The sequence below is a fragment of the Tritonibacter multivorans genome, assembly GCF_001458415.1.
Taxonomy (GTDB): domain Bacteria; phylum Pseudomonadota; class Alphaproteobacteria; order Rhodobacterales; family Rhodobacteraceae; genus Epibacterium; species Epibacterium multivorans.
The window spans coordinates 119628-140853 of sequence record NZ_CYSD01000002.1; the positions used below are offsets into that span (position 1 = coordinate 119628).

Sequence of the window (21226 nt, forward strand, 5' to 3'; positions counted from 1 at the left end):
GAGAAACCGGCAGCGGCTCTCATCAACAGGATCCAACAAGGGGGAACCTTACTTATGAAACTCACCAAACTTCTGACCGGGGCCGCAATGGCACTGGCGCTGGCCACCGGCGCGATGGCCGACACCACCAAAGTTGGCTTTGTCTACGTTGGCCCCGTCGGCGACGGCGGCTGGACCTATGAACACGATCAGGGCCGACTTGCTGTCGAAGAAGCCTTCGGCGACAAGGTCGAAACCGTCTATGTAGAAAGCGTCGCGGAAGGCCCAGACTCCGAGCGTGTGATGACCCAGATGGCGCTGGAAGGTGCAGACCTGATCTTCACCACCTCGTTCGGCTATATGGACCCGACCATCAACGTTGCGAAGAAATTCCCGAACGTGAAGTTCGAACACGCAACCGGCTATAAGCGCGCAGACAACGTCTCCACCTATTCCGCACGCTTCTATGAAGGTCGCGCGGTTCAGGGCCACATCGCGGGCAAGCTGACCAAGTCCAACACCATTGGCTACATCGCCTCCTACCCGATCCCCGAAGTGATCCGCGGCATCAACTCTGCTTATGTGCACGCCAAGAAAGTAAACCCGGATGTCGAGTTCAAAATCATCTGGGCCTACACATGGTTTGATCCGGCAAAAGAAGCCGATGCGGCTAAGGCGCTGATCGAACAGGGCGCAGACGTAATCCTGCAGCACACCGACTCCACCGCGCCGCAGGCGGCAGCTCAGGCTGCTGGCAACGTCTACACCTTTGGTCAGGCGTCTGACATGGCGGAATACGGCCCGATGCCGCGTGTGTCCTCCATCATCGACAACTGGGCGCCCTACTACATCGCGCGCACCCAAGCGGTCATTGACGGCACCTGGACCTCTGTTGACACCTGGGACGGTATCCCCACCGGCATGGTTAAAATCGGCGAGATCACCGACGCGGTTCCCGCGGACGTAAAAGCCGAAGCTCTGGCCATGGTCGAAGCCATGCGTGCGGGCGAATACCACCCGTTCACCGGTCCGCTGAAAAAGCAGGACGGCTCTGACTGGCTGGCAGATGGTGAAACCGCAGACGACGGCACCCTGGCAGGCATGAACTTCTATGTTGAGGGCCTCGAAGGCACCATCCCGCAATAATTTGCGCTGAGACTGAGACCGAAATGGCCCGCCATTGGCGGGCCTTTTTCGTCACGAGGCGGAGGGCAGCGTCCGTGTGCCGTACCACTTCGGATAGTTTGGGGCCCTGACAGACTGTGTGAAAACTACCACGCGTGGCCAAACATCCCGCTGTTTTCACTATTTTGAACAAATTCCGTATGTAATGATTCTTTCATGCGCTTCGCTGTTGGTTAATTTATTGGTGAGGAAGAATGAAAATTCTACGTTTGGCCCCCTTGGTACTCGTCCTATGCGCCTGTGAGATGTCAGCCTTCTCGGACTCATCTGACGCTGTGAAAGATACGGCAAATGTCGCATACTATCCCGATGATGAATTGCTGGTCTCGGCCAAGGTTCAGTTTAGCGAAGGAAACTACGGCAAGTCCTTCCGCATGTTCGAACAGGCCTTGGATGTTACGCCAAAAGATCCTGCCGCCCTGCTGGGATATGCCGCAAGCGCAGATATGCTGCGCCGGTTCGACAAGGCCGACGTTGCTTATCGCAAACTGCGTCCCACCATCGGCAACCGCATCGAATATCTGAACAATTACGGATACTCCCTGCTACTGCGTGGAGATCTGGTCAGTGCGCGAAAATTCTTTCTCAAAGCCTATGAGAAAGACCCGGCGAACCCCGTTACGGCAAATAATCTGGAATTGCTGCGCAACTCCGTAAACTATCCGAAGCGCGGTCGTGGTGACCTCAAAGGCCTTTGAGTCCGCAAACATCGGTGAATTGATCTCCACCAGTGCGACCGCTGTTTCTGTCGGGCTTCTGATTTGGATCGCGGTTCAGGACATTCGGTACCAGCGGATCGGGAACCGCGCAGTTTTGGCGCTTTTGCTTTTGTATTTGCCTGCTCAAGGGGGATTCGGTTTTCCCAATCTTGCCAGCGATTTTCTGGCTGGAAGTACCCTGTTTGGAATCGGTTTCCTCCTTTGGCTAGTCCGGGCACTGGGTGCAGGAGATGCAAAACTCATGTTTCCACTGGGTCTCCTTATGGGGATTGACGGGTTACCGATCTTTGCGGTGGCGCTCCTCTTCGGAACTGTATTGTTTACCACGACTTCACGTCTAAGCATTTACTTTAATTTGGAAAACTCAATTTCCACCTGGCTTCGACGGTGTCGCGATCAGGGCGAAACACCCTACGCCCCCCTGTTGGTCGTCGCGTCAATTTCGGCGCTGATCACGCCGTTTTTTTCCAGCTCTTGAAAGATCGGCGATTCTTTGCCACCATAAATCCACCGTGTTTGTTTCTGAGTAACCGCACCTTTCGAGGTGTTGGTATTGTTATAAGGGCTATTGTGTATGCAATTGCTTCTACGCCTTTTGCGCAAAGAGGACGACGGCTATGTGCTGGTTCTGACTTTGCTGCTTTTGCCGATTTTTTTGGGTGCCTCATTGCTCATGGTCGATGTTGGTCGCGTGACCAACGCGCATGCTGATTTACAGACCGTGGCCGACGCCACCGCATTGACAGCCGCCCGCGAATTGGACGGATCCCCCAACGCAATCGCCAATGCCCGCCTAGCGATGGCCGAAGTGTCGAACTCCGTGAGCATGCTGTCTGCAGGCGGCGACAACATGCTCCACGAGATTTCATTCTCGACTGAAGACGGCGCCTTCGTCTCTGTCGCGTTTCTTGACGCGATCCCGACACAAGACGACACCCCAATTGACGCAACCTGGCTTGCAGCCCACCGCGTCGCGGACAGCGCGGCAACCGACGCAGCCTATGTCTATGTTCACGTTCAAGCCGGGGATTTCGAACCGCTTGCCGGGTACATCAACGAAGAGGGCCTCTTTGCCAGACCCGCCAGCCGCCCTATCGGTGCAGTGGCTGTCGCCAAAGTACAGCGCTCCGTTTGCAATGTACCGCCCTTGTTCATCTGCAACCCGTTTGAAGAAGAGAACGGCGTGTTTTCCACGGATGGCCTCAGAGAGGCCTTCCGCCAAGGTCTCTTGCACGGTCGCATGATCAAACTGCAACCGCTTGGGTCTGATGATCCGGCCCCCGGCCACTATGGATTTCTGGAAACATTGGCCGAAGACGGTTCCATTTCCCTTGCAGCGGACGCCGCGCGGCACATCTATGCCGGGAAGGTCAACCCGACCTGCTATAGCGGCAACAGCGTGACCCCTTCCACCGTTCTGCCGGATGAAATCAAGGACGGGTTCAATACGCGGTTCGATATCCTAAAGGGGGCCTATAACGTCTGGAACAACAATGATCCGGGTGTCGAATATGAAATCGCTCCTGCCCGCAATGTGCGCAAAGGCTACAAGCCGGGCCCGGTGAAATTCAAGTTCCTGCCCGAAGTGTGCACCACCGTTGTCACAGACGACCACTTTGACAACGCCGATGGTGAAACCGACGTGGCCTATGGTTTGCCCGACGATCCGGTGATGACCCGTCCCCCCCTGGGTGTGACAGGCGCTTTCATTGGCGGCGGCTCCTGGAGCATTGATCAATACCTCGAAGAAAACTATGGCGCAGCGCATGTGAACACGATCAAGAATCAGATCACATCGTCCTTTCCGAACCGCCCCCCATCCCGGTTTGATGTCTACCTGGCCGAACAGACGATTCTGCATCCCGACACTGGCGAAGAACTTTACAAATACACCCCAGCCGGCGGCGAAAGCGGCGAAGCACTTTGTGCGGCCACGAAACCGGCGACACGTGGCATTGATCCAGTGTCCGACCCCGACAGGCGCCAGTCTTTTGCGGTGATTGTTGATTGTATCGCAGGGTCGGCACCAACCGGGCTTCCTGACAGCTATCCAGTCAATAGTTTCGCCAGTATTTTTCTCGCGCGCCCGATCGAAGAAATTTCCTCCCCCGGTGGAGGAACGCTCGATCTGGAAATCATCGACATGTCCGGGTCTGGAAATGAAGGTGGTTTGGAAAACCTAATGCGCGTCGAATCGGTTCTTGTCAGATAATACGAGGGCGGCATTAATTTGCAAAACATCAACCGGCACACAACCCCTGCGTTAATATCAATTCAGTCAATTCAGCATTGCGATAGCCGAGCACTGATGTAAATGGAACCAATTGAAAGGAATGGAAAATATTCAAGGTTTTCCGCAAAAACGGCCTTGAAAAACCAATAAAAAATGAGGTAGATTTTAAATGTGGACGGGGCACTGGATCATGTCATTGATCACCAAAGAAGAACCCACACATTCTCAAAGAGCATGTTTATCGCCCATGAGGGCTTAGTTAGTGGTTGGAGTTAAAAATGAAGCGTTTCAGCAAAATCAAAGCAATCGATGTTTTCCGTCGCTTTATGAAAGAAGAAGACGGAATCGCGCTGTCTGAATACCTGGTCGTTCTGGGTCTGATGATCGGTGGCGTTATTGTGGCCGTGACCCTTTTCGGCACAAACCTGGGCATTGCCTGGGACAACTGGGCAGACTGGATTGTCACGCTGGATGATGGTGTTGTGGCATTGATGACCCCCTAAGGGTCTCCTTGGGGTCTCTCCTTTAGTGTCGGCATCGTGCCGTCCAAAAAGGGCTTTATTTTTCGACCCCACCAAATTGCAAAAAATGCATTTACGGAATCGAGGCCCGACCCGATTGGGCCGGGCCTCGATCAATTGTGCTTGAATTGAGTTGTGGAGTTCGTGTGTGTTTTGCGGCCCCTCATCAATTCAGGATTACCAATGGAGTTCACAATGCGATTTTCTGTTTTTTTCAGCTTCATAATTGCCGCTCTATTTGCAGCTGGTGCTGTTTTCGGCGCCCGTGCCTGGTTAGATGCGGAGCGCAGAGAATTGCTAATGGGAATTCTTCCTGAACAGACTGAAACCGTCCCCACAGAGACCGTTGTTGTTGCGACGGGAGGAATTGGTTTCGGCGAAAGATTGACCCAAAGAAAACTCAGAGAAATCCCCTGGTCCGGAGATATCCGACCCGAAGGATCGTTTGAAAAAATTGCTGAGGTTCTTTTGGACGGCACGGAGTCCAAGGCTCGATTTGCATTGACCTCAATTGCGGTCGGCGAACCGCTTTTGGCAACCAAAGTGACAGAGCCGGGTGTGCGTGCGAAACTGTCAACCGCACTGAGCCCAGGGCTGAAAGCCGTGTCGATCCGCGTCAATGATGTCCTTGGCGTTGCAGGCTTTGTTCTACCCGGCGACCGCGTCGATATTCTGCTCACGCGGGACGACTTCGTGGATGTTTTGTTGCAAGGGGTGAAAGTTCTGGCGATCGACCAGATTGCCGATGACCGCAAAGACAAGCCAAGCGTCGTGCGCACGGTGACATTTGAAGTCGGCACACAAGAAGCGCAGAAACTGACGCTTGGCGCGCAGGTCGGCGTTTTGTCGCTGGCCCTGCGCAACCTCAGCTCGGACGAGCTGGAGGACAATATCCGCATCACCAAAGAAGACCTGAGCGATTTTGACGTGGCGGACGGACTCCCTTCCCTCAAAACCGCCAAAGCTGATCCAAACGCAGAACGCGTGGCAGATCTTGAAAAACAACTCGAGGATATGGCGGGGCTGCTGGCGAAGCAAATGCGGACGATCGAAGAAAAGCTGGAGCGCAAACCGTTGCCGACCCCGGCCCGTGGGGTCAGTTCTGGCAAAGCACGCCCCACATTCGATCCCAGCGCCAAAATCGGCGTGATCCGAAATGGCAACCGCGAAGAGTACCGGGTCGATGTCCCGCGCCCCACCGCAATAGAGGAAGAACATGCAATGAAAACCTCCGGGTCGGCGCTCCTGGCATCCTGGGCCAGTTTGCTCGCCGCGCAACATACGCTGAAAGAATAGGATCGCCCCCTTGCAAGCCCGTTTACGCAACCAGTTTTCGTCAATAGGCTTAGCTCAGGTGGGGTAGGCAGAGAGTAAGTTGGTATGATTTTAATGCGCACATCCTTCAAGAACGTCCGCGTCCGGGGCACGCCAATAGGCATGATGCGACGGCTGGGACAGACATTGATAGCAGGTCTGTTCGCCGGCGTGTTCGCCGTAACGAGCCAAACAGCACCCAGTCACGCGCAAACCAGAGATGTGATCATCGACGACGGCATCGTGACATCGCTGACATTGGCGCCGGGGCGCACTTTGACGCTCCAGACCAATAGACCCTATGCCGATATTCTCATCGGCAATACCAGTGTTTTGGATGTCTTCCCGCTCACCCCAAGTTCGCTTTATGTGCAGACCAAGGGGCTGGGCGCCACAAACGTCACGCTTTATGACGAAGAAAAGCGGCTCCTCGAAGTGATCGATGTGAATGTGCGCATTGATTTCTCTGATCTGGAGCGAGAAATCCGCCGCGCGGTGCCAAGCGCACAGGTGAGTGCGCAGAACATCAACAACCGCATTCGGGTCTCGGGCGTTGTGAAAAACGATCTGGACAAAGCCCGGGTGCTGGAAATCGCAGATCAATATTCGGAAGAGGATGTCATCGACGGCATTCGCGTCCATACCGCGCAGCAGGTTGAATTGGATGTCCGCATTCTCGAGGTCGAACGCACCTCGGGCCGCAGCTTGGGTGTGGATCTGACCGGAACCCGTGACGATGGATCCACCGCGTTCCGCACCATTGGGGCGCAGACAACTGCTGCCAATGGCACACCCTTTGGGACCATCGTCGGAGACCTCTTGTCGGTTGGTGGCGTGGACGTCGATATTGTCATCAACGCGCTTGAGGGCCGGGGCCTGGCACGCCGCCTTGCCAACCCGAAACTGGTAACGACCAGCGGTGTAGAGGCGAATTTTGTAGTGGGTGGCGAGGTTCCGATCCAGGAATCCACCATCGGTGAAAACGGCAATGTGGCCACCAGCACCGGCTACCGCGAATACGGTGTACGCCTGAATTTTGTACCGGTTGTCCAGGACGACGAAGTTATTCGCCTGCGCATCAACCCAGAGGTCAGCGACATTGACCCATCCCTGACGGTGAACGGCCAGCCCGCGTTTATTTCGCGCAAGGCAGAAACCACTGTCTCCCTGCGCAGCGGGCAGAGCTTTGCGATTGCTGGTCTTTTGCAGGTGAACAATGCGCGTAACAGCGATCAGGTGCCGCTGCTGGGGCAGGTTCCGATCCTTGGCACGCTGTTCAGCTCCCGTCGTTTCCGCAAGGATGAGACCGATCTGGTGATCCTCGTCACGCCACGCCTCGTGTCGCCTGTGGATGCAGATACACCTTTGCGCTCTCCGCTGGATGACACGCGGTCGTCCAACGATGTGGAGCTGTTCCTGTTGGGTATGCTTGAAGTTGACCGCAACCTCTTGCGTCGTTTCCGCGAAGGCGACGGTGTGATTGGCCCCTACGGCCACATGATTGATCTGGAGTTTGAAGATGGCATTATTGAAAAGAAATGACCTGTCCACCCAGTCAGTCCTCAAGGGGATCTTCTGTGCTGGCGCGCTGCTGATCCTTTCGGGATGCGCAGATTACCTTAACAACTGGGATTCTTCTTCTGCCCGCAGCGGTAACGCCCATCAGGCCAATACGGCCATTCAATCCGTGCCCTAGGCAGGGGCCAACAACACTGTTCGGGGCGGACCTTTTGTTCGCTTTTCTCCCGCCCCGGATCCTTTGCGCACCCTTTGTGTTCCGGTGCGAAATGTTTGTGGTGAGTATAATGTTAGATGGTTTTCTTTCGCGATTTCGCAGGAGTGACAGCGGCGGTGTCCTCGCCGAAGGCATGATCGTCTTTCCCGTCATGATCCTGTTCACCTTTGGCATGCTGGAATTCGGTTCGGTGCTCTGGCACCGCGAACAGGTGCAGACGGGCGTGCGGGATGCCGCCCGATACTGGTCCCGCTGCCGCCAAAGCGCAGGCGACTACACCACCGGCTGTTCGGAGCAGATCGCCCGAAACATTGCATTTTATGGCACCCCATCCCCGATTGTTGGCACCACCACCCTGCGTGTGCCGGGCTGGGATGGGAGCCCGGTGACAGAGCTGGTCATCACCCCGGAAAAATCCGCCCTGCCCACCAGCCCCGAAATTGATGACGTCGTTCAGGTGACCGGTCAGCTGTCGTATCAGGGGTTTCTGTATTTGCGGGGCAAGCCCATCCGCTACCGGGCTGAAATGGGGTTTGTGGGATGGTGAAATCGTTTCTACACTCCTTCCGCCGCGATGACAGCGGCGCAGCCCTGACCGAGGGCCTGCTGGTCTTCCCCATAATGCTTTTGGTTTTGGCGATCACCGTGGAATTCAGCGCTGCATTGATGCAATGGAGCAAACTGGTCAAAGCCTCCCAAATCGCGGGACGTTTGGCATCGGTGTCGTCCCCTCTCACGGATATCAGCGCGCTGGAAATCACGCCTGCGGGGCGGGTTATGGGCGATGCAATGTCCGACGCCGCCATCAGCGTCGCCTGTGGTCATGGCACGGGCACCGCCTGCGATGCGGCCGCACTGGCGCGGCTGCATCAGGGCAGCGATGCCACCTGCGGAACCGTCACCAATGGAATGATCGGCGTTTGCGACGTCGCGGGCTTTGTCCCCGCCGCCAATATCCGGGTGACGTACAGCAATGGCGGGCTTGGCTATGTCGGACGCGCGGCGGGGCCGGTGGCAATCGTCACTGTTTCGATCCACGATATTCCTTTTAATTTCTTCATGTTGGACCGTGTTTTCGCATTGGTCGGAGGAAGCCAGTCTGCGCTGACGCTGCCGTCTTTCCCTGTGACCTTCGTGGGCGAGGACCTGTCAAGTTGCGAGGGCTGCACATGAATATGTCTGCTTCCATTTCCAGACCCCATAGGATGCCTGTCACCCGGCTCGCCTTGGTGACACCCGCTGACGCAAACACGGACCCCGGCCTGGACGCGCTGCGTAACGAACCTCGACTGAAGATCACCTCTATCCAGATAGATACGCTGGCGGCCGGCCAATGCGCCGAGGATTTCGACGCCATTGTGGTGCATGCCGTCGCGCTTGGCTCGGATCTGTTGGACATTCTGGAACGCCATGCAGCAGGCCCGCACGAGGTGCCGGTTATCCTCTTGTCCCCGCCTTTGGCCGTCGAAGACACGCGTCGCTTGATCCGCATGGGCGTTCAGGACTGGCTGCCAACGCCATCCACAGCTGACGAATTAATGCTGACCATCGCCAAGACCCTCAGGCACCGCCCGGCCAAGGACACGCAGGTCCATGCGGTCCTGTCGGCTGTCGGTGGGGCCGGCGCAACCACGCTTGCGTTAACCTTGGCCCATCAAGCTGCACAAAAGGTGAAAGAGCGAGAGAGCGTTGCCCTGTTTGATCTGGATTTTTCGCTTGGCAACTGCGGCACCTATGCCAATCTGCCCAACAATCTGGATCTCGCGGCGCTGGTTGCGACACCCAACCGCGTGGACGAGGAATTCATCCGCGCCATCCAAAAGAAGCATGAAGAAGGGTTTTACCTGTACTCCTTCAAGGATCCGGCGCTGAACCGTGGACCCGATGGGTCAGAATTGATCTTGCGGATGCTCGATGCAGTCAGCAGCGAACATCAGCAGGTCTTTCTGGACATGCCACATTACGCCAGCCCCTGGCAGCACGATGTCCTGACGGCAGTCAACAGCTGCACTGTCGTCACCGACTGCAATGTCGCTGCCCTCAAACACACACTCGATGTGACCGATGAGATCCGCGCCGCAAGAGGCGAAGATTTCCCCCTGCGCGTGGTGGTCAACAAGCAGAAGTCACAGCTTTTTGGCGGCAATTTGGGCAAGCGCCGACTACGCAACTTACTGGGGGATGCGCCCTTTTCCGGCCTTCCCGACGACCGCGCGACCCTGCAGGATGCGTTGGATCGTGGGTTGCTGCCCGCTCAGGTCAACCGCCGTTCGAAATTCGTCCGCTCAGCCCGTAGCCTGCTGCCGGAACTGGAAGCCGCCTGCGCCCAACCCCAAGGAGTTGAAGGAAGATGACCCATCCCTCCCTAGACCGACGCCGGTTCGTGACATTGGGATTGGCCGCCGCTGGCAGCTTGATCTTGCCACCGATGGCCGAAGCCAAAGTGCCCCGCAGCCATGGGGACCGAACCAGCAAAATTGTGTCTTACACGGGCAGCGAAGCGCCGGGCACGCTGGTGATTTCGAACCGCAACCGCAGCCTGCTGCGCGTGTTGAGGGATGGCAAAGCCGAACGCTTTCGCATTTCTGTTGGCCGAGATGGCTTTACCTGGACCGGCGTGACCCGGGTCGGTCGCAAAGCTGAATGGCCCGGTTGGCGCCCTCCTTCCGCCATGCGCAAACGCCAGCCAAGCCTCCCGGGATATGTGCCTCCTGGCCCCTATAATCCGCTGGGCGCGCGGGCCATTTATCTGTTTTCTGGTGGCCGCGACACTCTCTACCGTATCCATGGAACCAACAGCGCCGATACAGTCGGCGGCTATGAAACATCAGGCTGTTTTCGCCTGACAAATGCCGATGTGCTCTACCTTTATCCAAAAGTGCGCATGGGCACGAAAGTTGTTGTTTATTAATCAGTTCGCCCGAAGGGGATTGTTAAATGGGACGGTTTTACAAGCGTTTTAGAGCGGAAGAAATCAATGAACCGACAGCCGAAGATACGGCGCCAGCGCCCGTGGCCACCGAGCCGCAGGAACCAGAAACGCTGGATTTTGTGAACGAACGCGTCACGTTGCATCGGTTTCTGATCGACAAGATCAATCTCTCCATCCTCGACAGTCTGGATGAAGATGAAATCCGCGACGAGCTGCGACCTTTGGTGCGCGACTATGCCCGCAACAACAATTTCCCCCTGAACGCCAAGGAACTTGAAGGGCTGACAGAAGACATCGCAGAGGAAATGCTGGGCCTTGGCCCGCTTGAACCGCTGCTGAGCGATGACACGGTTGCTGATATTCTTGTGGTTGGCTCTGGTCGCGTGTTTGTCGAACGCCATGGCCGTATTGAGCCCACAAAGGTCCGCTTCAAAGACGAAAGTCACCTGCTTCGGATCATCAATAAGATCGTGGCCTCGGTCGGGCGGCGCGTGGATGAGAGCTCCCCCCTTGTGGACGCACGCCTTGCGGATGGGTCCCGGGTCAATGTGGCCATTCGCCCGGTGGCCGTAGATGGCCCACAGGTTTCAATCCGAAAGTTTTCCAAGAAGCCCCTGTCGCTGGACCGCCTGGTTGAAAACAACGCGCTTGCTCGTGACATGGCCGACCTTCTGGCCGCTGCGGTCGAGGGCAAAATCTCCATGGTGGTTTCGGGCGGGACAGGCTCTGGTAAAACCACACTGTTGAACGCGATGTCCTCGTTTATCCCGGAAAGCGAACGCCTGGTGACCATCGAGGACGCGGCCGAACTGCAACTGCAGCAGGCCCATGTGGTGCGGCTGGAAACCCGCCCGCCATCCATCGATGGCCGCAACGAGATCGCACAGCGGGATCTGGTGAAAAACGCCCTGCGAATGCGCCCCGATCGGATCATTATCGGCGAGGTGCGCGGCAGCGAGGCCTTCGACATGCTGCAAGCGATGAACACCGGCCACGAAGGCTCCATGTCGACGATCCACGCCAATACCCCGCGCGATGCCCTGTCGCGGATGGAGCAGATGGTGGGCATGGCCGGGATGCCGATGAGCCAGCTTTCCATTCGGTCCCAGATCGCCTCGGCGGTGCAGATCATTGTGCAATTGTCGCGCCTGCGAGACGGCAGCCGCCGCATCACCTCGATCTCCGAGATCACCGGCATGGAAAGTGAAGTGGTACAGCTGCAGGAACTGATGAGATTTGAAAAGACAGGCGTCGACGAAGAGGGGCGCATCACGGGACACTTCCGCGCGACGGGCATTCGCCCCCGCTGCCTCGAGGACCTTCAGACTCAAGGTCTGGCTCTGAGTGTTGATATGTTCAATCCGTCGAAGGTGCTGTGATGTTTGACTCTTTACTGCCCGTCTATGCGCTCGTTTTTGCCGCCGCACTCTTGGTGGTGGATAGCGTTTTTCGCTTTGTTCTGAACAATCGCCGTGCGGCCAAGGACGTGCGGAACCGTCTTGAGGCCCTGAAACAGACCAAAGGCACCGAAGACGCCTTTCAGGAACTTCTGCTGCGACGCGGGGTGAATTTTGGCAACAAACGAAATCTCGCCAAGGCACTTGAACAGTTTTATGCCCGCTCTGGCCTGAACCTGAGCGTGCCACGCAGGGTGCTTTATTTCATTGGCCTCACTGCGGGAGGCTATGGGCTAATTTATGTGTTTTTGGTTGCAGACCCGGTCATTGCCGGCGTCGGAGGTCTGCTGTCGGCCATTGTTGTGGCGTTTTCGATTATCTGGACCGCCCGCGCCATGCGTATCCGCAAATTTACCGATCAGATGCCGCAGGCCATCGACATTATTGTCCGCAGCTTGAACGCCGGTCACCCGCTGAACGCAGCCCTATCCTTGGTGGCCCGCGAGATGCCAGATCCGCTGGGCTCTGAATTTGGCATCCTGACCGACCAGATGACCTTTGGTGCAGGTCTGGAAGAATCCATGCAGGTGATGATCGACCGCGTGGGCGTCCCGGAACTGCGACTGCTGGCAACGACCTTTTCGGTGCAACAGGGCACGGGCGGCAATCTATCTGAAATCCTTGTAAACCTTGCCCAAACGATCCGCGCGCGGATGATGCTACGCGCCAAGATCAGGGCAATTTCGGCCGAGGGGCGGTTCACAATGTGGGTGGTCCTGCTGTTCCCCTTTGTGCTGTTCATTATGATCCGTGCGCTGCAGCCCAAGTATTTTGATCCCGTTTGGGAAAGCGGCCACGCCGGTCTATGGATCGCCGGCTGTCTGCTCGCCATGGGGATCGGCGCGATTGTGATCCGCCGAATTGTGAACTTTGACTATTGATACCCAGTGTTTTGGGAGGACTAAGATATGACCGAGACCCTTGTACTAGGTGCGATTTTTCTGGCCGTGCTGGTCTTTGCCTTCACCGGGCTCACGATGTTTCAGCGTCAACGCGACCTGCAACGGACATTGTCCACGACCAAGCAGAAGGCCGATCGGGAAAAGATCGTGCTCGACAGTTTGCCCCAGCAAGAGGACGGCCAGCTCGGGTATTTTATTGATGTTGTCAAAAAGGCAGGCCCCAACAGCATCCAGATGCGTCTCGTTCAGGCCGGGTATTTCTCACCTCGGGACGTGACAGTGTTCAACTTTGTACGCCTTGGAATAGCCGTCGGCTTTTGTTTGCTTGGCCATGTCCTGCTTGGCATTCTTCGCCCGGAATCCAGCCAGTTTGCATTGATGGTTGCGGCAGTCCTTGTCGGCGGCCTTGGGTTCGTGTTGTGCGGCATTGTTCTGGAGCAGATGGGCAAGCGCAAACAGGCCGAATATCGCAAGATCTTTCCCGATATGATGGATCTGCTTTTGGTCTGCGTGGATGCGGGCCTCAGCCTCAATGCCTCGATTGACCGGGTGAACCGCGAGTTTCTGCGCACCGTCCCCGGTTTTGGCATTCAGCTGTCGATCCTCAACCTCGAAATCCGCGCCGGGCGTCCCATTCACGAGGCACTGAACAACCTCGCCATGCGCATTCAGGTCGACGAAGCGCGAATGCTTGCCGTGCTCTTTCGCCAATCCGAAGAACTCGGTTCCAGCGTTGCACGAACCCTGCGCACCTTTGCGAAGGAGATGCGACAGATGCGCATCATCCGCGCCGAAGAAAAAGCGAACACCCTACCGCTTAAGATGTTGTTTCCAATGGCGCTTTGCATGTTTCCGGTCAGCCTTTTGATCGTGCTGGTGCCTATTGTCATGACACTCCTGGAGTTTCTTGACGTTATGTCGCCCGCATGATGCGCGCCAAAGGAGATGCCAAAATGCTGGACCCATTGAGCCCACAACAAACCACGCCTGACGATCAAAATGAAGCCTATGCCAACGGTGCGGACATCGGACCCAACGGCCAGACACCCACTCCACAAAGCGGCACGTTCCACGCGGCCGGGGAGCCACCACGCCGCGTCGCGGATACAGACCTCCCTGTCTCGTTCCTGATCGACCTAACCGCCAAGATCCTGCAATCCGGTGGCACCATGACGCCTTCGGAGATCAGCGCTGAAATCAAACTTCCACGGATGGTATGCCGTCAAATCATCGAAGAGATGACGCGCCTCATGTTGGTAGAAGCACAGGGTCTTGAAGGGGGGGATATCAAATCTGACATCCGCTATCGGTTGACCGACCTTGGCGCAAAGCGGGCACTCGAAGCGCTGATGGTGTCCCAATACGTCGGCCCTGCCCCGGTCACGCTTGCGGCATTCGAAGACCAAATCCGCCGCCAGACCATCGCATCAGAAGAGATCAACAGCACAGCCCTCGACGCTGCGTTGACCCATATGGTGATCCCCGAAGTCCTGAAGTCCCAGCTGGGACCGGCCGTAAATTCTGGCCGTTCGATGCTGCTGTTTGGCGCGCCCGGCAATGGGAAAACAGCCTTGGCCGAAGCCTTGGGGGATTGTTTTCGCGACATCGTCAGCATCCCTTATGCGCTGTTTGTTGGTGGTCAAATCATTCGCTTCTATGATGAAACCCTTCACGAACAGGCGCCCCCCCCAACGGATGCGCCCCGTCTGGACCCCCGCTGGGTCCCATGCCGCCGTCCGGTTTTTGTCGCCGGAGGTGAGCTGACGCTTGCCATGCTGGATCTGTCCTTTGAACCGCATTCCCGGTTCTACGAGGCCCCTATGCACCTCAAAGCGCTTGGTGGGATCTTTGTACTGGACGATTTTGGCCGCCAAACTGAGGTGCCGCAGGCCTTCTTGAACCGCTGGATCGTCCCGCTTGAAAAAGGGTTCGACATACTGTCGCTGCACACCGGCAAGAAATTCAACCTGCCGTTTGACCAGCTGGTGGTGTTCTCTTCAAACCTTCTGCCCGAAGAATTGGGCGATGAGGCCGCGTTGCGCCGGATCTATTTCAAGATCTTTGTGCCCAATCCCAGTCGCGCGGATTACATGCAGATCTTTGAAGACGCCTGCGCAGACATGAACATCGCCTGGCAGCCGGATGTGGTCGAAACCTTTTATGATCGGCGTTATGTTCAGGGTGGGTACAACACCTCGGGCGCGCATCCGGGTTTCTTGCTGCGCCACATTATTGCGGCCTGCCGTTTCCTCGAGATCGAACCAGAACTCACGGATGATCTGCTGGAACTGTCATGGCGCAATGTCGCCGCAGGCCGGTCTGACGCCTAGCCCCGACACATGCAAAACGCCGGGCCAAAAGGCCCGGCGTCTTTTGGTTTCAAGCGATCAGCTTAGCCGCCGAAATCGTCGAGCATGATGTCCTCGCGGTCCACGCCCAGATCCAAGAGCATATTGATGACCGACTGGTTCATGATCGGCGGACCACACATGTAGAACTCGCAGTCTTCCGGCGCCGGGTGGTTCTTGAGGTATTCCTCGAACAGAACGTTATGGATGAAGCCGGTGAAGCCTTTCCAGTCGTCCTCGGGCTGCGCGTCGGACAGGGCCACGTGCCATTCAAAGTTGTCGAACTCTTCCGCCAGCTGGTCAAAGTCCTCAACAAAGAACATCTCTTTCTTCGAACGCGCGCCATACCAGAAGGTGATCTTGCGATCGCGGTTCTCAAGGCGCTTGAGCTGGTCGAAAATGTGGCTCCGCATCGGCGCCATGCCGGCACCACCCCCAATGAAGACCATTTCTTTCTGGGTGTCGCGGGCAAAGAATTCGCCGAACGGGCCAGAAATGGTGACCTTATCACCGGGCTTCAGGTTGAAGATGTAAGACGACATCTGACCGGCCGGAATACCCGTCGACCCCGGCGGCGGCGAGGCCACACGCACGTTGAGCATAATCAGGCCCTTTTCGTCCGGGTAGTTCGCCATGGAGTAGGCGCGCTCGATCGGTTCAGCCACTGTGGAATTATACTGCCACAGGTTAAACCGATCCCAGTCTTCGCGGTATTCTTCGCCAATATCGAAGTCAGTGTATTTCAGCTGGTGCGCGGGTGCTTCAATCTGAATGTAGCCACCTGCGCGGAAGTTCACGTCCTCGCCCTCGGGCAGTTCAAGAACCAGGTTCTTGATAAAGGTTGCGACGTTGTCGTTGGAACGCACGGTGCATTCCCACTTCTTCACGCCGAAGACCTCTTCCGGGACTTCAACTTCCATGTCCTGCTTCACAGCCACCTGACAGGACAGGCGGTCGCCGCAGGATGCCTCGCGCTTGGTAATGTGGCTTTCCTCGGTTGGCAGAATGGACCCGCCGCCAGAGTGCACTTTCACACGACACTGCGCACAGGTACCGCCGCCGCCACAGGCGGAGGGCACGAACAGTTTCTCGGCTGCCAGCGTTTGCAGAAGTTTACCACCTGCGGGCACAGAGATCGTCTTTTCACCATTGATGGTGATATTGACGTTGCCCGAAGACACCAGACGCGAGCGCGCGGCAAGGATGATCGTCACCAGTGCGATAACGATCAGGGTAAAGAGGATAATACCAAGGCTAAATGTTTCCATAACTTAGGCTCCTCAGAGTTTCACGCCGGAGAAGGACATGAAGGCCATCGCCATCAAACCTGCGGTGATAAAGGTGATGCCTAGGCCCTGGAGACCATCGGGAATGTCCGAATACTTCAGCTTTTCGCGCACGCCGGCCATGGCGGTGATCGCCAGCGCCCAACCAAAGCCAGAGGACAGACCATAGGTCGCCGCTTCGGCAAAGTTGTAGTCGCGCTCAACCATGAACAGCGACCCGCCAAGGATGGCACAGTTCACTGTGATCAGCGGCAGGAAAACACCCAGCGCGTTGTAGAGCGGCGGGAAGTATTTATCGAGCACCATCTCAAGGATCTGAACCAGCGCCGCGATGACACCGATATAGGAGATCAGGCCAAGGAAGGTCAGATCGACCTCCGGAAAGCCTGCCCATACCAGTGCGCCCGGGGACAGCAGATGGGTCAGGATCAGGTTGTTGGCAGGAACCGTAATGGCCTGCACGATCATCACAGAAATCCCCAGACCAATAGCGGTCGAGATTTTCTTGGACACGGCGATGAAAGTACACATGCCAAGGAAGAACGACAGGGCCAGGTTTTCAACAAAGATCGCCTTGACCGCGAGGGAGAGAAGACCTTCCATCAGTGCGCCTCAACCGTTTGGATTTTATATTCACGCTCTTCGACCTGATCGGTTTTCCAGGACCGGAACGCCCAGATGATCAGACCAATGATGAAGAACGCCGACGGCGGCAGCAGCAGCAGGCCATTGGGGACATACCAGCCACCGTTGTTCACGGTTTCCAGAATGGTCACGCCAAACAGGCTGCCAGAGCCGAACAGCTCGCGGATCACACCGACCAGCATCAGGATCAGGCCATAGCCCAGACCGTTGCCGATGCCGTCAATGAAGCTATCGATAGGGCCATTTTTCATCGCAAAGGCTTCCGCGCGGCCCATCACGATACAGTTGGTGATGATCAGACCCACGAAAACCGACAGGGTTTTAGAGATCTCAAAGGCAAAGGCCTTCAGCATCTGGTCCACCAGGATCACCAAGGAAGCGATAATGACCATCTGCACGATGATCCGGATCGAGCTGGGGATCTGGTTGCGGATCATCGAGATGAACATCGACGAGAACGCGGTCACCAGCGTCACGGCGATGGACATAACGAAGGCCACCTGCAAAGAGGAGGTCACCGCCAGCGCCGAACAGATGCCCAGAACCTGAAGGGTGATCGGGTTATTGTCGACCAGCGGGTCGATCAGCATTTCTCTGCGTTTATGGGCCATTAGATGTTCCCCGCTTTGAGGTTGTCCAGGAACGGCTTGTAGCCGGCTTCACCCATCCAGAAACGCACAAGGTTGTGCACACCAACGGTGGTCAGGGTCGCGCCAGCCAGCGCATCAATGTGGTACTCGGAACCAGCGGCCGGTGCGGTTTTGGTCACGCTGATCTGCAGATCACCGTTCTCGTCACGCAACTTTTTGCCGTTCCAAAGCGCCTTCCAGCGCGGGTTGTCGACCTCGGCGCCAAGGCCGGGGGTCTCTGCCTGCTCATAGAACTGAAGGCCAAAGATGTCGTTGCCATCTTCTTCCAGCGCAATAAAGCCATAGAGAGTCGACCACAGACCATAGCCGTGGATCGGCAGGATCAGCTTGTCGATGTCGCCATTGGCATCGCGCAGCAGGTAGACGGTGACGTAGTCACCCAGACGGCCAATGCCCGCCGGGTCATCGCTCAGCGCTTCCGAGGTCGCGGGATCAGCGGCTGCCGCACGATCATCAAAAGAGGCCGCGTCGAACTTGTCGGTGAAGTCACCGGTTTTCAGCTCCAGAACATGGGGTTCAAAAGCGGCAAAGGATTCAACGACGTCCTTGGACGGGTCATAGATGCCCGCAACCTGCAGAATGTTGATCTGCTTGTCCTTGAGCGCGTTCACCTCTTGCAGCGGGCGCAGGGCCACGGCTGCTGCGGACACGATCATCGAGGCCACAAGGCACAGCGAGATAGCGACAAACAGGGTTTTGGGAACCGAATCCGTGGGCAGAGCCAAGAACCGGCGGATGAAACCTTGCGGCTCGGTCGGGGTCTGGTCGTGATCAGCCATGACGTTTTGCTCTACGTTTGATGTTGGCCTGAACAACGAAGTAGTCGATCAGCGGCGCAAACACGTTGCCGAAAAGGATGGCGAGCATCATGCCTTCGGGGAAGGCCGGGTTGATCACACGGATCATCACCACCATGAAACCAATAAGCGCACCATAGAAGTAGCGGCCCATATTGGTGTGGGAACCAGAGACGGGCTCGGTCACCATGAACACCAGACCAAAGGCAAAGCCGCCGGTCACAAGGTGCCAATACCACGGCATTGCAAACATCGGGTTGGTGTCAGAACCGATCCAGTTGAGCAGCAGCGAGAAGGCGATCATGCCGCCCAGACAGCCGACAACCATACGGTAGTTGGCAATCTTGGTGGCCAGCAGGAACACCAGCCCCAACAGACACGCAAGGGTCGAGGTTTCGCCCATGGAACCGGGGATAAAACCATAGAAGCTGTTCCACCAGCTCATGCCGTGTCCTGCCAGCGCCTGAAAGCCTTCAGATGCAGAGACCGCCAGTGCTGTCGCACCGGTAAAGCCATCAACCGGGATCCAGACCGCGTCGCCGGACAGTTGTGCCGGATAGGCAAAATACAGGAACGCACGGCCCGTCAGTGCCGGGTTCAGGAAGTTCTTGCCGGTGCCGCCAAAGACCTCTTTGCCGATCACCACACCAAAGATGATGCCCAGTGCAACCTGCCACAACGGCGTGCTTGCCGGGACGATCAGCGCATACAGCATGGAGGAAACGAGGAAACCTTCGTTCACCTCGTGGCGACGCACGGTGGCAAAGACCACCTCGAACACGCCACCTGCAACCAGCGTCACAATGTAGATCGGCAGGAAATACAGAAGGCCATGGAACATGTTTGCCGCGACATTATTCGCGTCAAAGCCGATGCCAAGCGCCTCGACGATGGATGCGCGCCAGCCAGAGGCGCCCATTTCGGCGATTGCCATATTGGTCTGATAGCCGGTGTTGTACAGCGCCATCAGGATACAGGGGATCGTTGCCAGCACGACATAAGTCATGATGCGCTTCATATCGATGTAGGAACGCGCATGCGGGGCGACCGTAGTCACCGTTTTCGGCGTGTAGAGGAAGCTTTCGACCATCTCGTACAGCGGGAAAAGTCTCTCCCACTTGCCGCCCTTCTCGAAGTGCGGCTCGATGCGATCAAAGAAGTTACGCAAGCCCAAGGTTCACCCCTCTTTCTCGATCTTTGCCAGGCAGTCGCGCAGCGCGAGCCCGTATTCATATTTGGCCGGGCAGGCAAAGCCCACGAGGCCCAAGTCTTCTTCGTCCAGCTCCATCGCGCCGAGCGCCTGAGCTTGGTCGGTGTCCATCACCAGAAGCGCGCGCAGCAACTGTGTCGGCAGGAAGTCCTGCGGCATCAGCGCTTCGAACGTGCCCAGCGGAACCATGGCGCGGCGGCCACCGTTGAGGTTCGAGGTCAACGGGAACTTGCGGCGCGACAGGGCAGAGCCCAGAACCGGCTGGATGGCGAATTTCGCGAACATTGGACGGATCCAGCCCATGGGGATCTGTTTCTTGTCCTCTTCGATCACGGTGACCTGACGTGCATAACGACCAAGGTAGCCGCTTGCGCCTTTGCCTGCGCGGCCCGACAGAACCGAACCAGAGATCAGGCGAACCGGCAGATCCTGCGGCAGGTCGTTCTGCGCCAGATCCGCCAGCGACGCGCCAGCAACGGTGCGCACCAGACGCGGGTCTTTGCAGACCGGACCAGCCAGCGCGACAACGCAGGAGGCGTCATAGGTGCCGGTCACCAGCAGGCGGCCAATGACGATCACGTCCTGATAGCTGATGGTCCAAACCGTCTTGTCACCGGCGAGCGGCTCGAGGAAGTGGATATGCGTGCCAGCCAGACCTGCGGGGTGCGGGCCAGAGAAGGCAGCGGCCTCAACACCCGCCAGATCGCCGCCGGGCACGGATGCTCCGTCGGCGTGACACAGATAGGTGTTGCCCTCGGTCAGGGCAGCAATTGCCTCAAGACCCTTGGCAAAGGCCTCGGCGCTCTCTGCGATGATCAGCTCGGGATCAGCGGCGAGCGGCTCGCTGTCCATTGCCGTCACAAAGATCGCAGCCGGGCGTGTTTCCGGCGCTGGAACCTTGGAATAGGGGCGCGTGCGGAACGAGGTCCACAGACCAGCAGCACACAGACGTTCGACCAGCCCCTCAGCAGTGCTCACGTCACCAACTTTCGAGAAATCGACAGGAGCGGCGGCGCCATCCTGAACTTCGATTTCAACGCTGATGAGCTTGCGACGTTCACCACGGTGGATCGCTTTAACCTGACCAGCAACAGGGGACACGATTTGCACTTCGGGTTGATCCTTGTGGATCATCACGGGCGTGCCCGGTGCAACGGTGTCGCCTTCTGCGACGAGGATCCGCGGCTTCAAACCGATGTAGTCGTCGCCGAGGATGCCAACAGTGCCGACCTGCGGGGCGGCTTCGATTTCGGCCCTTGGCGCGCCCTCGATGGGCACATCTAGACCTTTTCTGAGCTGGAAGCGCTTCAAAG

Annotated in this window: 22 protein-coding genes; 16 read left to right on the top strand and 6 right to left on the bottom strand. The window is 57.1% G+C overall.

The window, feature by feature from the left end; genetic code table 11:
* Positions 1 to 54 precede the first annotated feature (54 nt).
* From TRM7557_RS00670 to TRM7557_RS00740, 16 genes are all read left to right on the top strand, one after another.
* Positions 55 to 1125: a BMP family ABC transporter substrate-binding protein gene (locus TRM7557_RS00670; RefSeq protein WP_058288293.1), complete on the top strand. Its 1071-nt coding sequence runs from the start codon at positions 55 to 57 to the stop codon at positions 1123 to 1125.
* Positions 1126 to 1439: 314 nt separating this feature from the next.
* Positions 1440 to 1862 carry a tetratricopeptide repeat protein gene (locus TRM7557_RS00675; RefSeq protein ID WP_207382599.1) on the top strand — a complete coding sequence of 141 codons (423 nt, stop codon included), beginning with the start codon at positions 1440 to 1442 and terminating at the stop codon, positions 1860 to 1862.
* On the top strand, positions 1840 to 2361 hold the full coding sequence (locus tag TRM7557_RS00680) for a prepilin peptidase (RefSeq protein ID WP_074942085.1): 522 nt from the start codon (positions 1840 to 1842) through the stop codon (positions 2359 to 2361). The genes TRM7557_RS00675 and TRM7557_RS00680 overlap by 23 nt, the downstream gene beginning before the upstream one ends.
* A 96-nt stretch (positions 2362 to 2457) precedes the next feature.
* Positions 2458 to 4095, top strand: coding sequence for a TadE/TadG family type IV pilus assembly protein (locus TRM7557_RS00685; RefSeq protein ID WP_058288296.1), 1638 nt, complete (start codon positions 2458 to 2460; stop codon positions 4093 to 4095).
* Between the two features lie 299 nt (positions 4096 to 4394).
* Complete coding sequence (locus TRM7557_RS00690) at positions 4395 to 4619, top strand: Flp family type IVb pilin (RefSeq protein ID WP_110590851.1); 225 nt, start codon at positions 4395 to 4397, stop codon at positions 4617 to 4619.
* A 153-nt stretch (positions 4620 to 4772) separates the two neighbouring features.
* Positions 4773 to 5933, top strand: a complete 1161-nt coding sequence (cpaB, locus tag TRM7557_RS00695; RefSeq protein ID WP_207382600.1) for a Flp pilus assembly protein CpaB — start codon at positions 4773 to 4775, stop codon at positions 5931 to 5933.
* Positions 5934 to 6173: 240 nt separating this feature from the next.
* A complete protein-coding gene (locus TRM7557_RS00700) occupies positions 6174 to 7493 on the top strand; it encodes a type II and III secretion system protein family protein (RefSeq protein WP_207382601.1) in 1320 nt (439 codons plus the stop codon).
* Positions 7471 to 7647: a hypothetical protein gene (locus tag TRM7557_RS19905; protein ID WP_165592387.1), complete on the top strand. Its 177-nt coding sequence runs from the start codon at positions 7471 to 7473 to the stop codon at positions 7645 to 7647. The genes TRM7557_RS00700 and TRM7557_RS19905 overlap by 23 nt, the downstream gene beginning before the upstream one ends.
* Positions 7648 to 7756: 109 nt before the next feature.
* Positions 7757 to 8233, top strand: coding sequence for a TadE/TadG family type IV pilus assembly protein (locus TRM7557_RS00705; protein WP_165592388.1), 477 nt, complete (start codon positions 7757 to 7759; stop codon positions 8231 to 8233).
* Positions 8227 to 8859 carry a TadE/TadG family type IV pilus assembly protein gene (locus tag TRM7557_RS00710; RefSeq protein ID WP_058288299.1) on the top strand — a complete coding sequence of 211 codons (633 nt, stop codon included), beginning with the start codon at positions 8227 to 8229 and terminating at the stop codon, positions 8857 to 8859. Before TRM7557_RS00705 ends, TRM7557_RS00710 begins: the two co-directional genes overlap by 7 nt.
* 32 nt (positions 8860 to 8891) lie before the next feature.
* Positions 8892 to 10040: a hypothetical protein gene (locus TRM7557_RS00715; protein ID WP_058288300.1), complete on the top strand. Its 1149-nt coding sequence runs from the start codon at positions 8892 to 8894 to the stop codon at positions 10038 to 10040.
* Positions 10037 to 10597, top strand: coding sequence for a L,D-transpeptidase (locus tag TRM7557_RS00720; protein ID WP_058288301.1), 561 nt, complete (start codon positions 10037 to 10039; stop codon positions 10595 to 10597). The genes TRM7557_RS00715 and TRM7557_RS00720 overlap by 4 nt, the downstream gene beginning before the upstream one ends.
* Before the next feature lie 26 nt (positions 10598 to 10623).
* Positions 10624 to 11997, top strand: coding sequence for a CpaF family protein (locus tag TRM7557_RS00725; protein WP_058288302.1), 1374 nt, complete (start codon positions 10624 to 10626; stop codon positions 11995 to 11997).
* Entirely contained in the window at positions 11997 to 12956 is a 960-nt protein-coding gene (locus tag TRM7557_RS00730) for a type II secretion system F family protein (protein ID WP_058288303.1), read from the top strand. Before TRM7557_RS00725 ends, TRM7557_RS00730 begins: the two co-directional genes overlap by 1 nt.
* Positions 12957 to 12983: 27 nt before the next feature.
* Positions 12984 to 13907 (top strand): type II secretion system F family protein, encoded by a 924-nt coding sequence (locus TRM7557_RS00735; RefSeq protein ID WP_058288304.1) that lies wholly within the window; start codon positions 12984 to 12986, stop codon positions 13905 to 13907.
* Between the two features lie 23 nt (positions 13908 to 13930).
* On the top strand, positions 13931 to 15307 hold the full coding sequence (locus TRM7557_RS00740; protein ID WP_131727503.1) for an AAA family ATPase: 1377 nt from the start codon (positions 13931 to 13933) through the stop codon (positions 15305 to 15307).
* Positions 15308 to 15369: 62 nt separating this feature from the next.
* Here TRM7557_RS00740 and nqrF read toward each other — a convergent pair whose 3' ends face one another.
* The 6 genes from nqrF to TRM7557_RS00770 are packed head-to-tail and all read right to left on the bottom strand — an operon-like array spanning position 15370 to position 21224.
* Positions 15370 to 16593: an NADH:ubiquinone reductase (Na(+)-transporting) subunit F gene (gene nqrF / locus TRM7557_RS00745; protein ID WP_058288306.1), complete on the bottom strand. Its 1224-nt coding sequence runs from the start codon at positions 16591 to 16593 to the stop codon at positions 15370 to 15372.
* A 12-nt stretch (positions 16594 to 16605) separates the two neighbouring features.
* Positions 16606 to 17214, bottom strand: a complete 609-nt coding sequence (nqrE, locus tag TRM7557_RS00750; RefSeq protein ID WP_058288307.1) for an NADH:ubiquinone reductase (Na(+)-transporting) subunit E — start codon at positions 17212 to 17214, stop codon at positions 16606 to 16608.
* Positions 17214 to 17867 carry an NADH:ubiquinone reductase (Na(+)-transporting) subunit D gene (locus TRM7557_RS00755; protein WP_058288308.1) on the bottom strand — a complete coding sequence of 218 codons (654 nt, stop codon included), beginning with the start codon at positions 17865 to 17867 and terminating at the stop codon, positions 17214 to 17216. The genes nqrE and TRM7557_RS00755 overlap by 1 nt, the downstream gene beginning before the upstream one ends.
* Complete coding sequence (locus TRM7557_RS00760; protein WP_058288309.1) at positions 17867 to 18685, bottom strand: Na(+)-translocating NADH-quinone reductase subunit C; 819 nt, start codon at positions 18683 to 18685, stop codon at positions 17867 to 17869. Before TRM7557_RS00760 ends, TRM7557_RS00755 begins: the two co-directional genes overlap by 1 nt.
* Positions 18678 to 19877, bottom strand: coding sequence for an NADH:ubiquinone reductase (Na(+)-transporting) subunit B (locus TRM7557_RS00765; RefSeq protein WP_058288310.1), 1200 nt, complete (start codon positions 19875 to 19877; stop codon positions 18678 to 18680). Before TRM7557_RS00765 ends, TRM7557_RS00760 begins: the two co-directional genes overlap by 8 nt.
* Positions 19878 to 19880: 3 nt before the next feature.
* Complete coding sequence (locus TRM7557_RS00770; protein ID WP_058288311.1) at positions 19881 to 21224, bottom strand: Na(+)-translocating NADH-quinone reductase subunit A; 1344 nt, start codon at positions 21222 to 21224, stop codon at positions 19881 to 19883.
* Between the last annotated feature and the right edge of the window lie 2 nt (positions 21225 to 21226).

Bases quoted from the DNA above. Each gene is read 5' to 3' on its own strand.
- TRM7557_RS00740 (WP_131727503.1), top strand. From the start codon at position 13,931: ATGCTGGACCCATTGAGCCCACAACAAACCACGCCTGACGATCAAAAT.
- TRM7557_RS00705 (WP_165592388.1), top strand. From the start codon at position 7,757: ATGTTAGATGGTTTTCTTTCGCGATTTCGCAGGAGTGACAGCGGCGGT.
- nqrE (WP_058288307.1), bottom strand. From the start codon at position 17,214: ATGGAAGGTCTTCTCTCCCTCGCGGTCAAGGCGATCTTTGTTGAAAAC.
- TRM7557_RS00735 (WP_058288304.1), top strand. From the start codon at position 12,984: ATGACCGAGACCCTTGTACTAGGTGCGATTTTTCTGGCCGTGCTGGTC.
- TRM7557_RS00715 (WP_058288300.1), top strand. From the start codon at position 8,892: ATGCCTGTCACCCGGCTCGCCTTGGTGACACCCGCTGACGCAAACACG.
- TRM7557_RS00755 (WP_058288308.1), bottom strand. From the start codon at position 17,867: ATGGCCCATAAACGCAGAGAAATGCTGATCGACCCGCTGGTCGACAAT.
- TRM7557_RS19905 (WP_165592387.1), top strand. From the start codon at position 7,471: ATGGCATTATTGAAAAGAAATGACCTGTCCACCCAGTCAGTCCTCAAG.
- TRM7557_RS00760 (WP_058288309.1), bottom strand. From the start codon at position 18,685: ATGGCTGATCACGACCAGACCCCGACCGAGCCGCAAGGTTTCATCCGC.
- TRM7557_RS00730 (WP_058288303.1), top strand. From the start codon at position 11,997: ATGTTTGACTCTTTACTGCCCGTCTATGCGCTCGTTTTTGCCGCCGCA.
- TRM7557_RS00690 (WP_110590851.1), top strand. From the start codon at position 4,395: ATGAAGCGTTTCAGCAAAATCAAAGCAATCGATGTTTTCCGTCGCTTT.
- TRM7557_RS00725 (WP_058288302.1), top strand. From the start codon at position 10,624: ATGGGACGGTTTTACAAGCGTTTTAGAGCGGAAGAAATCAATGAACCG.
- TRM7557_RS00685 (WP_058288296.1), top strand. From the start codon at position 2,458: ATGCAATTGCTTCTACGCCTTTTGCGCAAAGAGGACGACGGCTATGTG.
- TRM7557_RS00670 (WP_058288293.1), top strand. From the start codon at position 55: ATGAAACTCACCAAACTTCTGACCGGGGCCGCAATGGCACTGGCGCTG.
- TRM7557_RS00710 (WP_058288299.1), top strand. From the start codon at position 8,227: ATGGTGAAATCGTTTCTACACTCCTTCCGCCGCGATGACAGCGGCGCA.
- nqrF (WP_058288306.1), bottom strand. From the start codon at position 16,593: ATGGAAACATTTAGCCTTGGTATTATCCTCTTTACCCTGATCGTTATC.
- TRM7557_RS00720 (WP_058288301.1), top strand. From the start codon at position 10,037: ATGACCCATCCCTCCCTAGACCGACGCCGGTTCGTGACATTGGGATTG.